Here is a 17,415-nt window from a genome sequence, read left to right as displayed (position 1 = left end):
GTGGCGTCTATTGTGGCGATATGAGTTTCAATGACGGGGTCCAGCTGGACCCATCCCAGGTGGAGGACCGCCGGGGCGGTGGCATGCGGCGCGGAACCAAGATCGGCGGAGGCATTGGCGGCGGCATCGTGGTGCTGCTGCTCGCGCTCTTCGGGATCAATCCGAACATCCTGGGGGACATGACCGGTGGCAGAAGCCAGCCGCCCGCCGTCGGGAGCAGCGTTTCCAGCGGCGGCACCCAGGAATGCAAGACGGGCGCCGACGCCGACCAGCGCCTGGACTGCCGCATCACCGGCACAGTCAACAGCCTCAACAATTTCTGGCCGGCGTACCTGGCCGGCTACAACGTGGACTACCCACGCCCCAAGACAGTGCTGTTCAGCCAGGCCACGAACACGGGATGCGGGCCAGCCTCCACCGCGGTGGGACCGTTCTACTGCCCGGCGGACACCACGGCCTACTTCGACCCCGGGTTCTTCGAGGAACTCGTCACCCGTTTCGGCTCCTCCGGCGGGCCGCTCGCGCAGGAATACGTGGTGGCCCATGAGTTCGGACACCACGTCCAGGCCATCCTGGGCAACCTCGACCTCGCCCAGCAGGATCCCCAGGGGCCGCAGTCGGGCGCCGTGCGTGTTGAGCTTCAGGCTGACTGCTATGCGGGGCTCTGGGTCCGCTACGCCAGCACCCAGAAGGATCCGCAGAGCGGCCAGCCGTTCCTGGACCCGCTGACCGAGAAGGACCTGCAGGACGCCCTGTCCGCCGCCGAGGCCGTGGGCGATGACCGCATCCAGGCGGCCGCCACGGGCCGGGTGTCCCCGGAATCCTGGACGCACGGTTCCAGCGCCCAGCGGCAGAAGTGGTTCTACACCGGCTACAGCATCGGCGATATCAACAAGTGCGACACCTTCGGGGTGACGGCACCCTAGCCGGATACGACCCGGATACGCCGACGGCGGGTGCCTGGCTCATGTGAGCCGGGCACCCGCCGTCGTTCCACGTCAGGGGCCTCCGCCGCCGAGGGTTCCCTGGCCGAAGCGAAGCGAGGCTAGGGAGGCGGTGGGGACCTAGATGTTGAAGCCGAGGGCCCGCATCTGGTCCTTGCCGTCGTCGGTGATCCGCTCGGGACCCCATGGCGGCATCCATACCCAGTTGAGGCGCCAGTCGTCCACGACTCCGTCGAGGGACTTGCCCACCTGCTCCTCAAGCACGTCCGTCAGCGGGCAGGCCGCCGTCGTCAGCGTCATGTCGATCAGGAGGGCACCGTCGTCGTCCGAGTACTTCAGTCCGTACAGCAGGCCAAGGTCAACCACATTGACGCCGAGCTCGGGGTCAATGACGTCCTTGAGAGCCTCCTCGACGTCCTCAAGGCTGGTGCGCGCCGTGTTGGTATCGGTCATGGCGGGTCCTAACTAGGCCTGTGCAGCCGCGGCGATGGTGGCTGCGCCGGTGGCGTAGCGGTCGTAGCCCTCTTCTTCGAGACGGTCGGCCAGTTCCGGGCCGCCCTCCTCGACAACCTGGCCGTCAACGAAGACGTGGACGAAGTCCGGCTTGATGTAGCGCAGGATGCGGGTGTAGTGCGTGATGAGCAGGGTGCCCATGTTGCCGCCTTCGTGGGCGCGGTTGACGCCCTCGGAGACAACCTTGAGGGCGTCGACGTCCAGGCCGGAGTCGGTCTCGTCCAGAACGGCGAACTTCGGCTTGAAGAGTTCCAGCTGCAGGATTTCCACGCGCTTCTTCTCACCGCCGGAGAAGCCTTCGTTGACGTTGCGCTGGGCGAAGTCGGCGTCGATGCGCAGCTGAGCCATGGCAGCCTTGACGTCCTTGGTCCAGGTGCGCAATGCCGGTGCTTCGCCGTCGATGGCGGTCTTGGCGGTGCGCAGGAAGTTCGTCATGGTGACGCCCGGAACCTCCACGGGGTATTGCATGGCCAGGAAGACGCCGGCGCGGGCGCGCTCGTCAACGCTCATGGCCAGCACGTCTTCGCCGTCCAGCGTGATGCTGCCGCTGGTGACGGTGTAGCGCGGGTGGCCGGCAATGGTGGAGGCCAGGGTGGACTTGCCCGAACCGTTGGGGCCCATGATCGCGTGGGTCTCACCGGTCTTGATGGTCAGGCTGACGCCCTTCAGGATCTCCTTGGTGCCCTGCTCCGTCTCAATGCTGACGTGCAGGTCCTTGATCTCAAGAGTAGACATGCTCTTCTTTCTTTCGTTCGTAAGTCTCAGTACTTCTCAAGCAATGGATCTCAGTAGTTCTCTACCGAGGCGCCGTTCACAACGTTGCTCACGTCCACGTAGACGTCGTCACCATCGAGGGTTACGGCGAACACGGGAACGGGGTCGTAGGCAGGAAGCTGGAGCGGCTGGCCGCTGCGCAGATCGAACTGGGAGCCGTGGCCCCAGCACTCGATGGCGCAGCCTTCAATCTCGCCCTCGGACAGGGAGATGTCCGCATGCGAGCAGGTGTCCCCGATGGCGTGGATCTCTCCCATCGAGTCCCTCACGATGGCTACGGGGTAGTCATCGATCAGGACGCGCAGCGCCTGCTTGACCTGAATGTCGTTGGCGTTGCACACCAGTTCGCCTTTTGGCTGTTCGCTCATGTGGATATCTTCCTGCCCGGCCGTTGTTAGTTGTCGCTCACAGCGAGTTCACGCTCAACAGCCGCGGTCAGGCGCTCTTCGAGAGCCGGGACCTTGATCTGCTGGATGATCTCGTTGAGGAAGCCGCGCACCACCAGACGGCGGGCAACATCTTCCGGGATACCGCGTGCCATGAGGTAGAACAGGTGTTCGTCGTCGAGGCGGCCGGTGGCGCTGGCGTGGCCGGCACCTTCGATCAGGCCGGTTTCGATCTCGAGGTTGGGAACAGAGTCAGCGCGTGCACCGTCGGTCAGCAACAGGTTGCGGTTGGCCTCGTAGCTGTCCGTGCCTTCGGCTTCCTTGCGGATCAGGACATCGCCAACCCAGACTGCGTGGGCGTTGCGGCCCTGCAGTGCGCCCTTGTACAGGACGTTGGACTTGCAGTTGGCCACGGCGTGGTCAACGAACAAACGCTGCTCAAGGTGCTGGCCGGCGTCTGCGAAGTACAGGCCGAACATTTCGGCCTCGCCGCCGGGGGCCGTGAAGCGGGCGGACGGTGTCACGCGGACGAGGTCGCCGCCCAGGCTGACCACGATGTGCTTGAACTTCGCGTCGCGGCCAAGCTTGGCCTGCTGCGAGGATGCGTGCACGGCGTTGTCGTTCCATTCCTGGAGTGAGATGACAGTGAGCTGCGCGCCGTCTTCGACGATGATCTCGACGTTCTCCGACACGATCGCGGTGCCCTGGTGCTCCAGGACGACGACGGACTTGGAGAAGCGCTCGGCAACGATCACGATGTGCTGCGCGGAAGCCTCTTCCCCGGCCCCGGTGACGACCACGGAGATTTCACCCTCGGCCTCGAACTCTGCGGGCACGGTGACAACCGTTGCTTCGGCGAAGTTTTCCCAGGCATTGGCGGACACGCGGTCTTCCGGGATGCCGGCCTGGCCGATGCGCTTGTCATCGCGGCCGACGGTCTCGACGACGACGCCTGCCGGGGCCGTGACGGCGACGGCAGGGGCCGCACCGCTGAGGACTTCGCTGTGCAGGCCGCGCAGACGCTTGAGCGGGGTGAAGCGCCAGTCTTCCTCCAGGCCCGTCAGGGGCTTGAAGTCCGCCAACTGGTACGAGGTCAGGCGGCCGGCGCGCGAGCTGTCCGGGATGCCGACGCCACCGCCGTGCGAGTGGCTCTTGGCGGAGTCACCGGCGAGCGGACCAGCGGACGGCGCTGCCGCCGTCGAGCCCGCGGTACCGGCGTTGATCGGCGAGAGGCTCTCGCCTTCCTCGGTGAAGCCGTCGATGAACGGCTGGGCCGAGGGCGCGCCGATGCGCGCCTTTTCAGTAGTGATGTCAGTCATTAACCGACCGATCCTTCCATCTGCAGTTCAATCAGGCGGTTCAGCTCAAGGGCGTATTCCATGGGCAGTTCGCGGGCGATCGGCTCAATGAAGCCGCGCACGATCATGGCCATGGCCTCGTCCTCACGCATGCCGCGGGACATCAGATAGAAGAGCTGCTCTTCGCTGACGCGGGAAACGGTGGCCTCGTGGCCCATCACGACGTCATCCTCGCGGATGTCGATGTATGGGTACGTGTCCGAACGGGAAATGGTGTCCACCAGCAGGGCGTCACAGCGCACGGTGTTTGCGGAGTGCTTGGCGCCTTCGCGGACCTGGACCAGGCCGCGGTAGGCCGCACGGCCGCCGCCGCGTGCCACGGACTTGGAGATGATGGAGCTCTTGGTGTTCGGCGCGATGTGCACCATCTTGGAGCCGGTGTCCTGATGCTGGCCTTCGCCCGCGAAGGCGATGGACAGGGTCTCGCCCTTGGCGTGCTCGCCAACGAGGTAGACGGCCGGGTACTTCATGGTCACCTTGGAGCCGATGTTGCCATCGATCCATTCCATGGTGGCGCCCTCTTCGCAGATGGCGCGCTTGGTGACCAGGTTGTACACGTTGGTGGACCAGTTCTGGATGGTCGTGTACCGGACGCGGGCGCCCTTCTTCACGATGATCTCCACGACGGCGGAGTGCAGCGAGTCCGAGGTGTAGATCGGCGCGGTGCAGCCTTCGATGTAGTGGACGTAGGAGTCCTCGTCCGCGATGATCAGCGTGCGCTCGAACTGGCCCATGTTTTCCGTGTTGATGCGGAAGTAGGCCTGCAGCGGGATGTCGACGTGGACGCCCTTGGGGACGTAGACGAAGGAACCGCCGGACCAGACAGCCGTGTTCAGCGACGCGAACTTGTTGTCGCCCACGGGGATGATGGTGCCGAAGTACTCCTGGAAGATCTCCGGGTGCTCGCGCAGCGCGGTGTCGGTGTCCAGGAAGATGACGCCCTGGGCTTCCAAGTCCTCGCGGATCTGGTGGTACACCACCTCGGACTCATACTGTGCGGCCACACCGGAAACGAGGCGGCTGCGCTCGGCTTCCGGGATGCCCAGCTTCTCGTAGGTGTTCCGGATGTCCTCGGGCAGGTCTTCCCACGTGGCGGCCTGCTTTTCCGTGGAGCGCACGAAGTACTTGATGTTGTCGAAGTCGATGCCGGAGAGGTCTGCACCCCAGGTGGGCATGGGCTTGCGGTCGAAGTACTTCAGGCCCTTCAGGCGCAGGTCCAGCATCCATTCCGGCTCATTCTTCTTGGCCGAAATATCGCGGACTACTTCGTCGTTGATGCCACGACGTGCGTTGGCGCCGACGTCATTCTTGTCGGCCCAGCCGTACTCGTAGTTTCCGATACCGTGCAGTTCGGGATTCTTTTCCAGAATCTCCGAGATCACAGTGCCGTCAGCTACCGCTTTCTCTGCTAGTTGGTCCGTCATCACGGCCTTTCTTGCTGGTTGTTTGATTCCTCGTACGGGCTGTTTGGCTGCTCTGAGGAGCCGTGAGGCTCCCTGACAACCGGGCGCCCGGTAGGTATGTGGGTGGTGCAGACGTGGCCGCCGCCGGCGAGCGTCGACAACCTGCGGACGTCGACGCCGACCAGGCGCGAAAACACTTCGGTCTCGGCGTCGCAGAAAACGGGGAATTCCGCGGCCAGGTGCTGGATGGGGCAGTGCCCCTGGCACAGCTGGACGCTGGCGAGTGCTGCGGGAAGCGGAGCCTTGGCCTCGATGGTGTGGGCGGAGGCGACGTAGCCGTCGCGGCTGAGCGCCTTCGAGAGCGCCAGAGCGCGGTCGGTGATGTCCGCTCCGGCGTCGTTGACTTCCGGCGCATAGCGGCGTTCCATGTCGGCAAAGCGCTCAACGGCGTAGTCGCGGACAGCTTCTTCGCCCGCCAACTCCTGCAGCCGCCGGAGGGCAGAGCTGGCAATGTTAAGGTAGTCGTCGCCCAGCTTCGACTGGCCCTGCGAACTCAGGACATAGCGGCGGGCGGGACGCCCGGCACCCGCGCCGGCCTTGGCCACGCGCTTGACCTCGATGACGCCGCCGCGTTCCAGGTGGTCCAGGTGACGGCGGACGGCGGCCGGGGTGAAGCCGAGGAGCTCCCCCAGCTCGGCGGCACTGACCGGTCCATGCTCCAGCACCGCACCAAGAACGCGGTCGCGCGTGCGGTCTTCCGCGTCAGGCAGCGCCGGCGTGCCCGCAAGGGGCTCGGCCGTCAGTGCGCCATGCCGCTTGGACGGCACGGAAACAGGGCTCATGGAATACACAACACAATCATGTCGTAATTTCATCCCCGCAGCCAGTAAGGCAAGGCTGGCCTGAGGCGCCCACGGCGGCGGACGTAGTGCTTCACGTAGAATACTCTGGTGCGATCCCCCGATTCCCCTGTTCTCATCATTGACGGACTCATTAAGGATGTTGGCCCGCTGGCCTCCCTTGACGGCAAGATGCTCCGGGTGGTCGGAGGGCTCTCCCTCGTGGCCGAACGCGGCCAGATTACCGCGCTCCTGGGCGCCAACGGCGCCGGCAAGACCACCACGCTCGAATGCGCGCAGGGCCTGCAGCGGCGCACGGGCGGAAGCATCTCCCTCCTCGGCGAAGACCCCGACACGGCCGGGGCGTCCCTGCGGGCGCGCGTCGGCGTCATGCTCCAGGACGGCGGGCTGCCGCCGTCTGCCCGTCCTATCCCCCTGCTGCGCCACATCGCCGGAATGTACCGGAACCCGATGTCCGTCGACCTCCTGGTGGAGCGGCTGGGCATCGCCCAGTTCAGGCGGACCAACATCCGGCGCCTGTCCGGCGGGCAGAAGCAGCGCCTGGCCCTGGCCGCCGCGCTGGTGGGCAACCCCGAGATCCTGTTCCTGGACGAGCCCAGCGCCGGCCTTGATCCCCAGTCGCGCCAGATCGTGTTCGAACTGATTGCCGAGCTCCGGGATTCCGGCATGGGCATTGTGCTGACAACGCACCTCATGGACGATGCCCAGAGGCTTGCCGATTATGTCTACATCATCGACGGCGGGCACAACGTCGCCGAGGGGACCGTCGCCGAACTGCTGAGCAGCGACCACTCCGCCGGCGAGGAAGTCACCGAGCGGACGCTCTTCTTCGACGCCCCCGCCGGGCTTGATTTCTCCACCGTCCTCGGCGCCGGCCTCGCTGTCAGCGAAAGCCGCGCCGGCAGCTACGCCGTCACGGGCGCCCTCACCCCGGCAGACCTTGCCGCGCTGACCGCCTGGTGGGCAGCGCGGGACATCATGCCGGCCTCCCTGCGGCTCGAGGCCCGCAGCCTCGAAGACGTATTCCTGGACATCTCCGGAAGGGACATCCGATGAGCAACGCACTGGCCGGCCAGCAGGCAGGCATGGAAGGGCACGCCGGTCCGGCACCCCTCCTGCGCCGGGTTCTGCTCCAGGGCCGCTACGAAACCCTGGCGATGATCCGCAACGGCGAACAGTTGATCCTGGCGGTCATCCTCCCCCTCCTCGCCCTGGTGGGCCTTGCCGTCACCCCGCTGCTGGACGGCCTGGGTGGGAGCCGCATCGACATCGCCGTGCCCGGCATCCTGGCGTTGTGCGCCATGTCCACGGCCTTCACCGGACAGGGCATCGCCACCGGCTTTGACCGCCGCTACGGCGTGCTGCGCTTCCTTTCCACCACACCGCTCGGGCGGACCGGACTCATCGCAGGCAAGGTCCTGGCAGTACTGGTGGTCCTGGCGCTGCAAGTACTGGTGGTCGGCGGCGTCGCAGCCATGCTCGGCTGGCAGCCGCGGCCCGAAGGCTGGCTGCCCGGCCTCGCCCTGCTGGTCCTGGGCGCCGCAGCGTTCACTGCCTTGGGCCTGCTGGTGGCCGGTACCGTGCGGCCCGAGGCCACGCTGGCCATCACGAATCTGCTGTGGATCCTGCTGGGTGCGCTGGGCGGCATTGTGGTGCCCACCGAGCGCCTTCCTGCACTGGCCCAGAGCATCGTGCACTTCCTGCCCTCGGGGGCACTCGGCCAGGCGCTGCGGGATGCCTTCCTGCATGGCGTGGTGCCGCTGCCCGCCGTCATTGTCCTGGCGCTGTGGACGGTCCTGGCCGGTGCCGCAGCCATCCGCTGGTTCAAGTGGAACTGAGCGCCCTCTTGTGGACCCGAACCGTCAATTGGAATTGAGAGAAACTTTGAGTACGGCCTCCCGCCTCCCGAATACCATCCAGCGCCTCGCTGCCAAGCTGCCCACGCAACTCAACAGCACCATCCGGCGCCTGGCAGTGCTTTCACTGATCGGGCAGACCGTGCTGGTGGTTACCGGCGGTGCCGTCCGGCTGACGGCTTCGGGCCTGGGCTGCCCCACCTGGCCGCGGTGCACCAACGATTCCCTGGTGAACACGCCCGAAATGGGCATCCACGGCTTCATCGAGTTCGGCAACCGGCTCCTGACCTTCGCCCTGGCGGCAGTCGCCGTCGCCATGCTCGTCTACCTGTGGAACCTCCGCAAGGAACGTCGCGATCTCTTCCTGCTGGCCCTGGGACTGCTTGCGAGCATCCCGGCACAGGCCGTGATCGGCGGCATCACGGTGCTCTCGAACCTTAACCCGTGGGTGGTTGGCCTGCACTTCCTGGTGTCCATGGCACTCGTGGTCCTCGCCACCTTGCTGGTGAACCGGGCCTACGGCCGCACGGGACGCTTCATGAACCGCTCCCTGCCCGCGCTGCCGGGCGCAACTGCGCCGGTGATGACCGCCGTCGCCGTGTTCTCTGCCCTCGCCGTGATGCTCGGCGTGGTGGTGACCGGAGCAGGCCCGCACGCCGGCGACGCCGATGCGCCCCGCAACGATCTCGACTGGGACCTGTTCTCCCACATCCACGCCGTCCCGGCCTACCTCATCACCGCCGGAACGCTCTTCGCGCTCTATCTGGTACTCCGCAAGGGCATCCCTGGCATCTTCCGGAGCGCCGTGTTCATGCTCCTTGCCGTCACTCTGCTGCAGGCCGTCATCGGTTTCACCCAGTACTACAACGGCATCCCGGCGCTCCTGGTGGGCGCCCACATGCTCGGTGCCGCGCTGCTCATGAGCGCCGCGACGAACGCCGCGGACGTGGCCCGCTTCAGCCCGGTCAAGTAGGCACAGCCCGCTCTGCGGCGTCCGCCCACGTGTGCGGAGGGCCCCGTCATTTCCGGGCCCTCCGGCAGGATCCTCTCTCACCTTTGAGCCCATTTCGGCAAACGCTCGCTCACCTTTGAGCCATTTTCGGGCAACCCTAATATGTAGTCGTTTCTGTCAAGAGGGCAGGACGAAGCGGTCCCGGGTGTGTGAGCCTGGGGCCGCTTCTTTGATGGTGGCCGGGGCGTCTGTTTGGTGTTCAGCGTGTCGTTGTCGACGGCGTGGTCAGACTAATATGCGCGGGTTGGTTACCGCAGGGCGAAGGTGTTCGGCTGGAGGGTATCGCTTCTCTAGTTTCGGGCGTGGCCGTTTCGTAGCTGCCCATAGGGTTAACGCGAGTTCACTCCACGCGCTGCGAGACACCGACGCAGACGCCCCGGGCTTTTCAGGGCCGCTGCTGTGTGGCGGCGGTTTGTGCTTCGCTGGCCAGGGACCAGCACCAGCCGGCCAGTTCCCGGGCGACCGCGACGTTCGCGACCACGGGCCGTTTCCGGTGCTCAAGGTAAACGAGCCAGCGCTCATGGAGGCGCCGGTTGCCGGCCTGCCCGCGGGCCCGTGCCACAGGGGTGGCTGCTTCCCACCGCGAACGCATAAGCGCTGAGGGGTGGCTGTAGGGCCGGCGATGATGCCAGGCGGCCTCGATCAGCAGCCGGCGGGCGTGGGTGTTGCCGGTCTTGGTGATGCTGCCCTGGGAGCGGTGCTGGCCGGAGGAGTTCTCCGAAGGCACCAGGCCCAGGTAGGCGCCGATGGTGGATCCGGTGAACCGGTTCCAGTCCCCGATCTCCACGGCCAGACCGAACGCCGTCAGCGTCGAGACCCCGCGCAGGCATTCCAGCGCCCGCACCACCGGGGTGTATTCGCTGTCATAGGCGATTTTCGTGATGGCCGCATCCAGGCGGTCCCGCCGGGCCAGGGTCTCCGTGACAGCCTCAAGGGCAAGATCGTAGGCCAGCTGCAAGGGTGCGGAGTCGAAGCGTTGCCGGTAGAGCCAGCCCATGTGGGCCTGGGTCCAGGTGTCTCCGCCGGTGTAATGGATGCCCTGGCGCAGCAGCAGTTTCGAGACCCGGTGCCGGGCCCGCATCAGGTCCCCGCGGGTATCTTCCCGGGCCCGGACCAGGTCCCTGGCCGCTTCCTGCCCGGGGCCCGGGACGATGACCTCCGTGATCTGCTCCAGCTTCAAGAGCCGGGCCAGATGCAGGGCATCGTTACGGTCCGTTTTCACCCGGTCCCCGGGCGGGCGTTGAAGCTTGGACGGGGACGCGACCACACAATCAACACCGGCCGCGCGCAGGAACCGTGCCAGGACAAAGCCGGTCGGGCCGGCCTCGTAAACCACCCGGCACGGGCCAGGCAAGCCGCGGATCCAGGCCAGGATCTCTCCATGGTCCGGCGTCAGCCGGGCCCGGAGCATCTCGCCGGTTTGCCCGTCGATCGCGCAGGCAACAACCGACAGGGCGTGGACATCCAGGCCCACGTGAGTACGCTCAAACATAGCTGGAACCTCCAACCTTCAAATGTGGCTCTGCCCCAACGGATTAAGTCTGGGGACAACCCACGGGAACTTGAAGAGAAGGTTCCAGCCCACCCCTTTCCTGGCCCTTCTGATAAAGGCCATCACCGCCGAGACCAGGCCCCGGACCGCGCGGCCCCGGACCCAGTCACACCCCACAGCCCGCGGTCCGGAGCCGTCCCGGCGACAATGGACGATCAGAAGGACCAGAACCCACCCCGGGCCGCAGCCCCCTCACACATATCGTCTAGTTACCTCTGAGGCTAAACGCCGGAACCCTCTTGCACATGATGTGCAGGAGGGTTCCGGCATTTAAGGTCAAAAGTGAGAGAGCGTTGGGAAAATCGCGCCAAAGGTAGAGAGCGTTGGGTCGTGCCCGGAAGAGGCGGTGCGGGCCTTAGCCGACCAGCGGGGAACCGACGAACGGATCCACGGCGAGGGCGATGAAGAGCAGCGTCAGGTAGCTGATGGAACCGTGGAACACCTTCATGGCGCCCTTGTTCGAAACGTCGCCGCCCTGGGCGCGGTTGTAGAGGGCGTGGGATTCGTAGAGGAACCAGACGCCTGCCGCGATGGCAGCGATGGTGTAGACCCAGCCGGCCCGGCCGACGGGAACCATGAGCAGGGAACAGGCGACCATGGCCCAGGCGTAGAGGACCACCTGCACGGAAACCACCTTGGCACCCGCAATGGCGCCGAGCATGGGGACGTTGGCATTGCGGTAGTCCTCGCCGTAACGCATGGACAGCGGCCAGTAGTGCGGCGGCGTCCAGAGGAAGATCACCATGAAGAGCACGACGGCGGGCCACTCAACGGTGTTGGTGACAGCAGCCCAGGCGATGAGCACCGGGAAGCAGCCGGCGGCTCCGCCCCACACAATGTTCTGTGCCGTGCGGCGCTTGAGGATCATCGTGTAGATGACCACGTAGAACAAGATGGCACCGAGTCCCAGCCAGGCTGCCAGCGGGTTGGCGCCGAACCACAGGATGGCGATGGACGCCGCGCCCAAGATCCAGCCGAAGATGAGAGCTTCCCGGGGCGTCACTTCGCCGGTAACGAGAGGCCGCTTCTCGGTGCGGTGCATGAGCTTGTCGATGTCGCGGTCGATATAGCAGTTGAAGACCCCCGCGCTGCCGGCGGCGAAGGCTCCACCGACCAGGGTGGCAAGGATAAGCCCCAGCGAGGGGAAGCCGCGCTGGGCGAAGATCATGGTCGGCAGGGTGCTGACCAGAAGAAGCTCGATGACGCGCGGCTTGGTGAGGGCAAGATACGCCTTGAACTTACGGGAGATTCCGTTGCTTCCCCGGGCGGGGGCAGCGTTGAGGTGCGTATCTGTTGTGCTCACGGTGGCAGTCACTCTGTTCTATGCTCTGGTGTTCTCGCAGCGGCGGCTATCCAAATCGGGGGTGCACGTGCCGCTGGTGGCCTCCAGATATCATACCGTGACCCGAAGTTGGCCGTGGCACCGAAAATTCACCAATGTTTCCGAACCTTCACGCCATCTAAACCACACAGTGATTCATAAAACGGAATTTCCGCCCAATTTTGGGAAATCCCACGGCCCGGGCCCCCGAATGAGGCTAAGCTGTCTGCAGATCAGCACTCGACGACTTTCCGGGAAAACGTATTCTCAGGGTCGGGTGACTGGGTGATAGATCAACGTTTCAATGGTGAACGGCTGGTAGACAACCCGCAGCGGGCGCCATCTGTGCTCCTGCTCCGGCACGTCCGCAACGCCTGCCGTCAGCACAGAGAGGGGCTCGGTTTTCGTGCCACATTTGGAAGAGCAAGAACTGTCATGGACCAGCTTGGACCAGCGCGCTGTCGACACGGTGCGTGTCCTGGCCGCGGATGCCGTGGAGAAGGTCGGCAACGGCCACCCGGGCACGGCCATGTCCCTGGCGCCCGCCGCGTACCTGCTGTTCCAGAAGCTGATGCGCCACGACCCGAAGAATCCGGACTGGATCGGGCGTGACCGGTTCGTGCTGTCCCCGGGCCACACCTCCCTGACCCTGTACATCCAGCTCTTCCTCTCCGGTTACGGCCTGGAGCTGGGGGACCTTCAGGCGCTGCGCACCTGGGGTTCCCTGACCCCGGGCCACCCTGAGTACAAGCACACCGCGGGCGTGGAGATCACCACCGGCCCGCTGGGCCAGGGCCTGGCCTCCGCGGTCGGCTTCGCCTACTCCCAGCGCCGGATGCGCGGCCTGTTCGACCCCGGGGCGGCGGAGGGCACCAGCCCGTTCGACCACACCGTCTGGGTCATCGCCTCCGACGGGGACCTCCAGGAAGGCGTGACCTCCGAGGCCTCCTCGCTGGCCGGCCACCAGGAACTAGGCAACCTCGTGGTGATCTACGACGAGAACCACATCTCGATCGAGGACGACACCGACATCGCGTTCACCGAGGACGTCCTGAAGCGCTACGAGTCCTACGGCTGGCACACCCAGCGCGTTGACTGGACCCGCCCCAGCGACAACAACCCGACCGGCGAGTACGTCGAAGACGTCCAGGAACTCTACAGCGCGCTGCGTGCGGCGAAGGCCGAGACGACCAAGCCGTCCATCATCTCGCTGCGCACCATCATCGGCTACCCGGCCCCCAGGAAGCAGAACACCGGCAAGATCCACGGTTCGGCCCTGGGCACCGAGGAAGTCGCGGCACTGAAGGAAGTCCTGGGCTTCGACCCCGCCAGGACCTTCCAGGTCGACGACGAGGTCCTGGCCCACGCCCGCGGCACCGTGGAACGCGGCGCGGCCGCCCGCACCCAATGGCAGGCCGGCTTCGAGGCCTGGCAGTCCGCCAACCCGGAAAACGCCGCCCTCCTGGAGCGCATCGAGGCCAGGAAGCTCCCCGTCGAGCTTGACGCCGCCCTGCCGGTCTTCGAAGCCGGCAAGGACGTCTCCACCCGCGCCGCCTCGGGCAAGGTCCTGAACGCCATCGGCCCGGTCATGCCCGAACTCTGGGGCGGCTCCGCCGACCTTGCCGAGTCCAACAACACCACCATCGAGGGCTCGCCGTCCTTCATTCCGGCATCGCGCTCCACCGGTGCGTGGAAGGGCAACCCCTACGGCCGGGTCCTGCACTTCGGCATCCGCGAACACGCCGCCGCATCGATCGTGAACGGCATCGCCCTGCACGGCCGCACCCGGGCGTTCTCCGGCACCTTCCTGATCTTCAGCGATTATCAGCGCCCCGCCATCCGCCTCGGCGCCCTCATGGGCGTTCCCTCGCTGTACGTGTGGACGCACGACTCGATCGGCCTCGGCGAGGACGGCCCCACCCACCAGCCCGTGGAGCAGCTCGCCAGCCTGCGCGCCATCCCGGGCCTGGACGTGGTCCGCCCCGGCGACGCCAACGAGGTCGCCGCAGCCTGGAAGACCATGCTCGAGAACCACGAGAACCCGGCCGGCATCGTGCTGACCCGCCAGAACATCCCCACCTGGGCCCGCGGCGACGGCGCGGCCGAGGGCGACACCTTCGGCTCCACCGCCGGCGTCGCACAGGGCGGCTACGTCCTGGCCGAAGCCTCCCGCGACGGCAAGACCGTCCCGGCACAGGTCATCCTGATCGGCACCGGCTCCGAGGTCCAGCTGGCCGTGGCGGCCCGCGAAACCCTCCAGGCCGAAGGCATCGCCACCCGCGTCGTCTCCATGCCCTGCGTCGAGTGGTTCACCAAGCAGGACCCCGCCTACCGCGAGTCCGTGCTTCCCGCCGCCGTCAAGGCCCGCGTCTCCGTCGAGGCCGGCCTGGCCCTGGGCTGGCGCGAATTCGTCGGCGACGCCGGCCGCAGCATCAGCCTCGAGCACTTCGGCGCCTCCGCGGACTACAAGCGCCTCTTCAAGGAGTTCGGCATCACCGCGGAAGCAGTCACCGCCGCTGCCAAGGACTCCCTCACAGAACTCGCTGTCTGACGCGACTCTGACTGAACCCGACTTTCTAGGAGCAAAACGAAATGACCACGACACCCACCCAGTTGCTGTCCGACGCCGGCGTTTCCATCTGGCTTGACGACCTCTCCCGGGAACGCCTGTCCAGCGGCAGCCTGCAGAAGCTGATCGAAGAAAAGAACGTGGTTGGCGTGACCACCAACCCGTCCATCTTCCACGCGGCCATCACGTCCGGCCACTACTACGACGCCAAGATCGCCGAACTCGCAGCCCAGGGCGCCAGCCTCGACGAGACGATCTTCGAGATCACCACCACCGACGTCGCCGATGCCTGCGATCTGTTTGCCCCGGTTGCCGCCGCCAGCAACGGCGTGGACGGCCGCGTCTCGATCGAGGTGGATCCCCGCCTGGCCTGGGACACCGCCGGCACGATCGCCGAGGCCAAGCACCTCCACTCCAGGGTCAACAGGGACAACGTCCACATCAAGATCCCGGCAACCCTTGAGGGCCTCGCGGCCATCACGGCGACCCTCGCCGAGGGCATCAGCGTCAACGTGACCCTGATCTTCTCGCTGGAGCGTTACCGCGCCGTCATCAACGCCTTCCAGAACGGCCTCGAGCAGGCCAAGGAGAACGGCCACGACCTCTCCACGATCCACTCCGTGGCATCGTTCTTCGTTTCCCGCGTGGACACCGAGATCGACAAGCGCCTCGATGCCCTGGGCACCGAGGAAGCCAAGGCCCTCAAGGGCAAGGCCGGCGTTGCCAACGCCCGCCTCGCCTTCCAGGTCTACGAAGAGCTGTTCTCCACCGAACGCTGGGCAGTGCTGGCCGAAGCCGGCGCCCGTCCGCAGCGTCCGCTCTGGGCCAGCACCGGAGTCAAGGACCCGGCCTACCCGGACACCCTGTACGTCACCGAGCTCGCAGCTGCCGGCGTCGTCAACACCATGCCGGAGAAGACCCTTGAGGCCACCTTCGACCACGGCGTGGTCACCGGCGACACCATCTCCGGCACCTACGCAGAAGCCAACCAGACCCTCAACGCCCTCGAGGGCCTCGGCGTTTCCTACAACGACGTCGTGGCCCTCCTCGAGTCCGAAGGCCTCGAGAAGTTCGTGGCCAGCTGGAAGGAACTCCTGGGCGACGTCGAAGGCGCCCTCGCCGCTGCACGGAAGGCTTCCTAACCCACCATGAGCACACTCAGCTACGACGCCACCGGTGCCGCACGGCAGGCCATCGAGAAGCACATCGACGGTCTCGTTGAAGACCGGATCGCCACGAGGATCTTCGCCAAGGACCACACCCTGTGGGGTCCGGATGCGGAGTCCGAATCCGCTGTCCGCCTCGGATGGGTTGAGGCCGCGGCCGTCTCCCAGCCGCTGGTTGCCGACATTCTGGAACTCGGCGACGCCCTGCGCGCCGAGGGCATCACCCGTATTGTCCTTTGCGGCATGGGTGGTTCTTCCCTGGCTCCCGAGGTCATTGCCGGCACCGCTGGCGTCGAGCTGACTGTGCTGGACAGCACCGATCCCGAACAGGTAGGTGCTGCCGTAGCGGACCGTTTGGACGAGACCGCCATCGTGGTCTCGTCCAAGTCCGGTTCCACCCTTGAGACGGACTCCCAGCGCCGTATCTTCGAGCAGGCCTTCACTGAGGCCGGCATCGACGCGAAGAGCCGCATCATCATCGTCACGGACCCCGGCTCCCCGCTGGACAAGGCCTCCCGCGAGGCCGGCTACCGCGCCGTGTTCAACGCCGACCCCAACGTCGGCGGACGCTACTCCGCGCTGACCGCATTCGGCCTGGTGCCCTGCGGCCTGGCCGGCGTGGACATCCAGGCGTTCCTGGATGAGGCCGAGGAAGCTACCGAAATCCTCAACGAGGACGCCGCGGACAACATCGGACTTGCCCTGGGCATTGCCCTGGGCGGAACCACTCCCCTGCGCGACAAGATCGTCATCGCCGAGGACGGCTCCGGGATCGTCGGCTTCGCCGACTGGGCCGAGCAGCTCATCGCGGAATCAACCGGCAAGCTGGGCACGGGCGTGCTGCCCGTCGTCGCCGGCCCCAACGCCCCGGAGGTCAGCGGCGGCGCCGACGACGTCCTGGTGGTGCGGCTGGTGGGCGAGGACTCCGACGTCGAACTCGGTGAAAACGAAGTCGCGATCGCCGGTGGCCTGGCCACCCAGATGCTGGTGTGGGAATTCGCGACGGCGGTGGCCGGGCGCCTGCTCGGCATCAACCCCTTCGACCAGCCCGACGTCGAGGCAGCCAAGGTTGCTGCCCGCGGCCTGCTGGACGCCCGCCCGGAGCCGACTCCGGCCGCCTTCGTTGACGGTGCGGTCGAGGTCCGCGGCGGCGCCTGGCTGGGTGAAGCCGCCACGGTTGGCGAAGCAGTGCAGGCTCTGCTGGGCGAACTGGGTGCCACGGGTTACCTGAGTGTCCAGGCGTACCTGGACCGCATCACGCATGCCTCGCTCGAAGGAGTCCGGGACCAGCTGGCTGCTGTCAGCGGCCGCCCGGTAACGTTCGGCTGGGGCCCGCGGTTCCTGCACTCCACCGGCCAGTTCCACAAGGGCGGCCCCGCCATCGGCGCCTTCCTCCAGGTCACGGCCTCCTCGGCCACGGACCTCGCCATCCCCGAGCGCCCCTTCACCTTCGGTGAGCTCATCGCGGCCCAGGCCTCCGGTGACGCCCAGGTCCTGGAAGGCCACGGCCGCCCGGTTCTCCGCCTGCACCTCACCGACCGTGCGGCCGGTGTGGCGCAGCTCCAGGATGTTGTCGCTGCGCTGGCCGGCCAGGCCAGCGCCCTCGAAAGCTAAGGCACAATAGCAAACATGCCAGAATCTGAAAACGGCAGGAAGAACGCCGGGTACCGCAATCCCCTCCGGGATCCGCGGGACCGGCGC

General features: G+C 66.4%; 15 protein-coding genes. 7 read left to right on the top strand and 8 right to left on the bottom strand.

The annotated features are described in order from the left end of the window. Positions 1-20 precede the first annotated feature (20 nt). Positions 21-926, top strand: a complete 906-nt coding sequence (gene ypfJ / locus J1902_RS13855; protein ID WP_207616902.1) for a KPN_02809 family neutral zinc metallopeptidase — start codon at positions 21-23, stop codon at positions 924-926. Between the two features lie 138 nt (positions 927-1,064). On the opposite strand, the gene J1902_RS13850 is transcribed toward ypfJ, so the two are convergent. The 6 genes from J1902_RS13850 to J1902_RS13825 are packed head-to-tail and all read right to left on the bottom strand — an operon-like array spanning position 1,065 to position 6,220. Continuing rightward, positions 1,065-1,397, bottom strand: coding sequence for a metal-sulfur cluster assembly factor (locus tag J1902_RS13850; protein ID WP_207616901.1), 333 nt, complete (start codon positions 1,395-1,397; stop codon positions 1,065-1,067). Between the two features lie 12 nt (positions 1,398-1,409). Further along, the gene (gene sufC / locus J1902_RS13845) at positions 1,410-2,192 is read right to left on the bottom strand and encodes a Fe-S cluster assembly ATPase SufC (protein WP_207616900.1); all 783 of its coding nucleotides are present in this window, start codon (positions 2,190-2,192) and stop codon (positions 1,410-1,412) included. Between the two features lie 50 nt (positions 2,193-2,242). Continuing rightward, complete coding sequence (locus J1902_RS13840) at positions 2,243-2,599, bottom strand: non-heme iron oxygenase ferredoxin subunit (RefSeq protein ID WP_207616899.1); 357 nt, start codon at positions 2,597-2,599, stop codon at positions 2,243-2,245. Positions 2,600-2,625: 26 nt separating this feature from the next. After that, positions 2,626-3,936 (bottom strand): Fe-S cluster assembly protein SufD, encoded by a 1,311-nt coding sequence (gene sufD, locus J1902_RS13835; protein ID WP_207616898.1) that lies wholly within the window; start codon positions 3,934-3,936, stop codon positions 2,626-2,628. Then, complete coding sequence (sufB, locus tag J1902_RS13830) at positions 3,936-5,399, bottom strand: Fe-S cluster assembly protein SufB (protein ID WP_207616897.1); 1,464 nt, start codon at positions 5,397-5,399, stop codon at positions 3,936-3,938. Before sufB ends, sufD begins: the two co-directional genes overlap by 1 nt. Then, the gene (locus tag J1902_RS13825) at positions 5,399-6,220 is read right to left on the bottom strand and encodes a helix-turn-helix transcriptional regulator (protein ID WP_207616896.1); all 822 of its coding nucleotides are present in this window, start codon (positions 6,218-6,220) and stop codon (positions 5,399-5,401) included. Before J1902_RS13825 ends, sufB begins: the two co-directional genes overlap by 1 nt. 108 nt (positions 6,221-6,328) lie before the next feature. Between J1902_RS13825 and J1902_RS13820 the strand changes: the two genes are divergently transcribed. The 3 genes from J1902_RS13820 to J1902_RS13810 are packed head-to-tail and all read left to right on the top strand — an operon-like array spanning position 6,329 to position 9,067. Further along, complete coding sequence (locus tag J1902_RS13820; RefSeq protein WP_207616895.1) at positions 6,329-7,294, top strand: ABC transporter ATP-binding protein; 966 nt, start codon at positions 6,329-6,331, stop codon at positions 7,292-7,294. Beyond that, complete coding sequence (locus J1902_RS13815) at positions 7,291-8,076, top strand: ABC transporter permease (protein WP_242702011.1); 786 nt, start codon at positions 7,291-7,293, stop codon at positions 8,074-8,076. The genes J1902_RS13820 and J1902_RS13815 overlap by 4 nt, the downstream gene beginning before the upstream one ends. A gap of 46 nt (positions 8,077-8,122) precedes the next feature. Beyond that, positions 8,123-9,067, top strand: a complete 945-nt coding sequence (locus J1902_RS13810; protein ID WP_207616894.1) for a COX15/CtaA family protein — start codon at positions 8,123-8,125, stop codon at positions 9,065-9,067. Positions 9,068-9,491: 424 nt separating this feature from the next. Here the strand turns inward: J1902_RS13810 and J1902_RS13805 are convergent, their stop codons facing one another. Both J1902_RS13805 and J1902_RS13800 read right to left on the bottom strand, forming a co-directional pair. Further along, entirely contained in the window at positions 9,492-10,598 is a 1,107-nt protein-coding gene (locus tag J1902_RS13805) for an IS110 family RNA-guided transposase (RefSeq protein WP_207616893.1), read from the bottom strand. A 415-nt stretch (positions 10,599-11,013) separates the two neighbouring features. Next, the gene (locus tag J1902_RS13800) at positions 11,014-11,973 is read right to left on the bottom strand and encodes a heme o synthase (protein ID WP_207616892.1); all 960 of its coding nucleotides are present in this window, start codon (positions 11,971-11,973) and stop codon (positions 11,014-11,016) included. Between the two features lie 421 nt (positions 11,974-12,394). Here J1902_RS13800 and tkt point away from each other — a divergent pair, with 421 nt between their 5' ends. The 3 genes from tkt to J1902_RS13785 are packed head-to-tail and all read left to right on the top strand — an operon-like array spanning position 12,395 to position 17,328. Next, the gene (gene tkt / locus J1902_RS13795) at positions 12,395-14,530 is read left to right on the top strand and encodes a transketolase (protein WP_207616933.1); all 2,136 of its coding nucleotides are present in this window, start codon (positions 12,395-12,397) and stop codon (positions 14,528-14,530) included. A 41-nt stretch (positions 14,531-14,571) separates the two neighbouring features. After that, entirely contained in the window at positions 14,572-15,690 is a 1,119-nt protein-coding gene (tal, locus tag J1902_RS13790) for a transaldolase (protein ID WP_207616891.1), read from the top strand. 6 nt (positions 15,691-15,696) lie between these two features. Further along, a complete protein-coding gene (locus J1902_RS13785; RefSeq protein ID WP_207616890.1) occupies positions 15,697-17,328 on the top strand; it encodes a phosphoglucose isomerase-related protein in 1,632 nt (543 codons plus the stop codon). The last annotated feature ends 87 nt before the right edge of the window (positions 17,329-17,415 follow it).

This window comes from Arthrobacter cavernae, from assembly GCF_017368795.1.
GTDB classification, from domain to species: domain Bacteria; phylum Actinomycetota; class Actinomycetes; order Actinomycetales; family Micrococcaceae; genus Arthrobacter; species Arthrobacter cavernae.
This window is presented reverse-complemented; position numbering and strand designations above follow the sequence as displayed.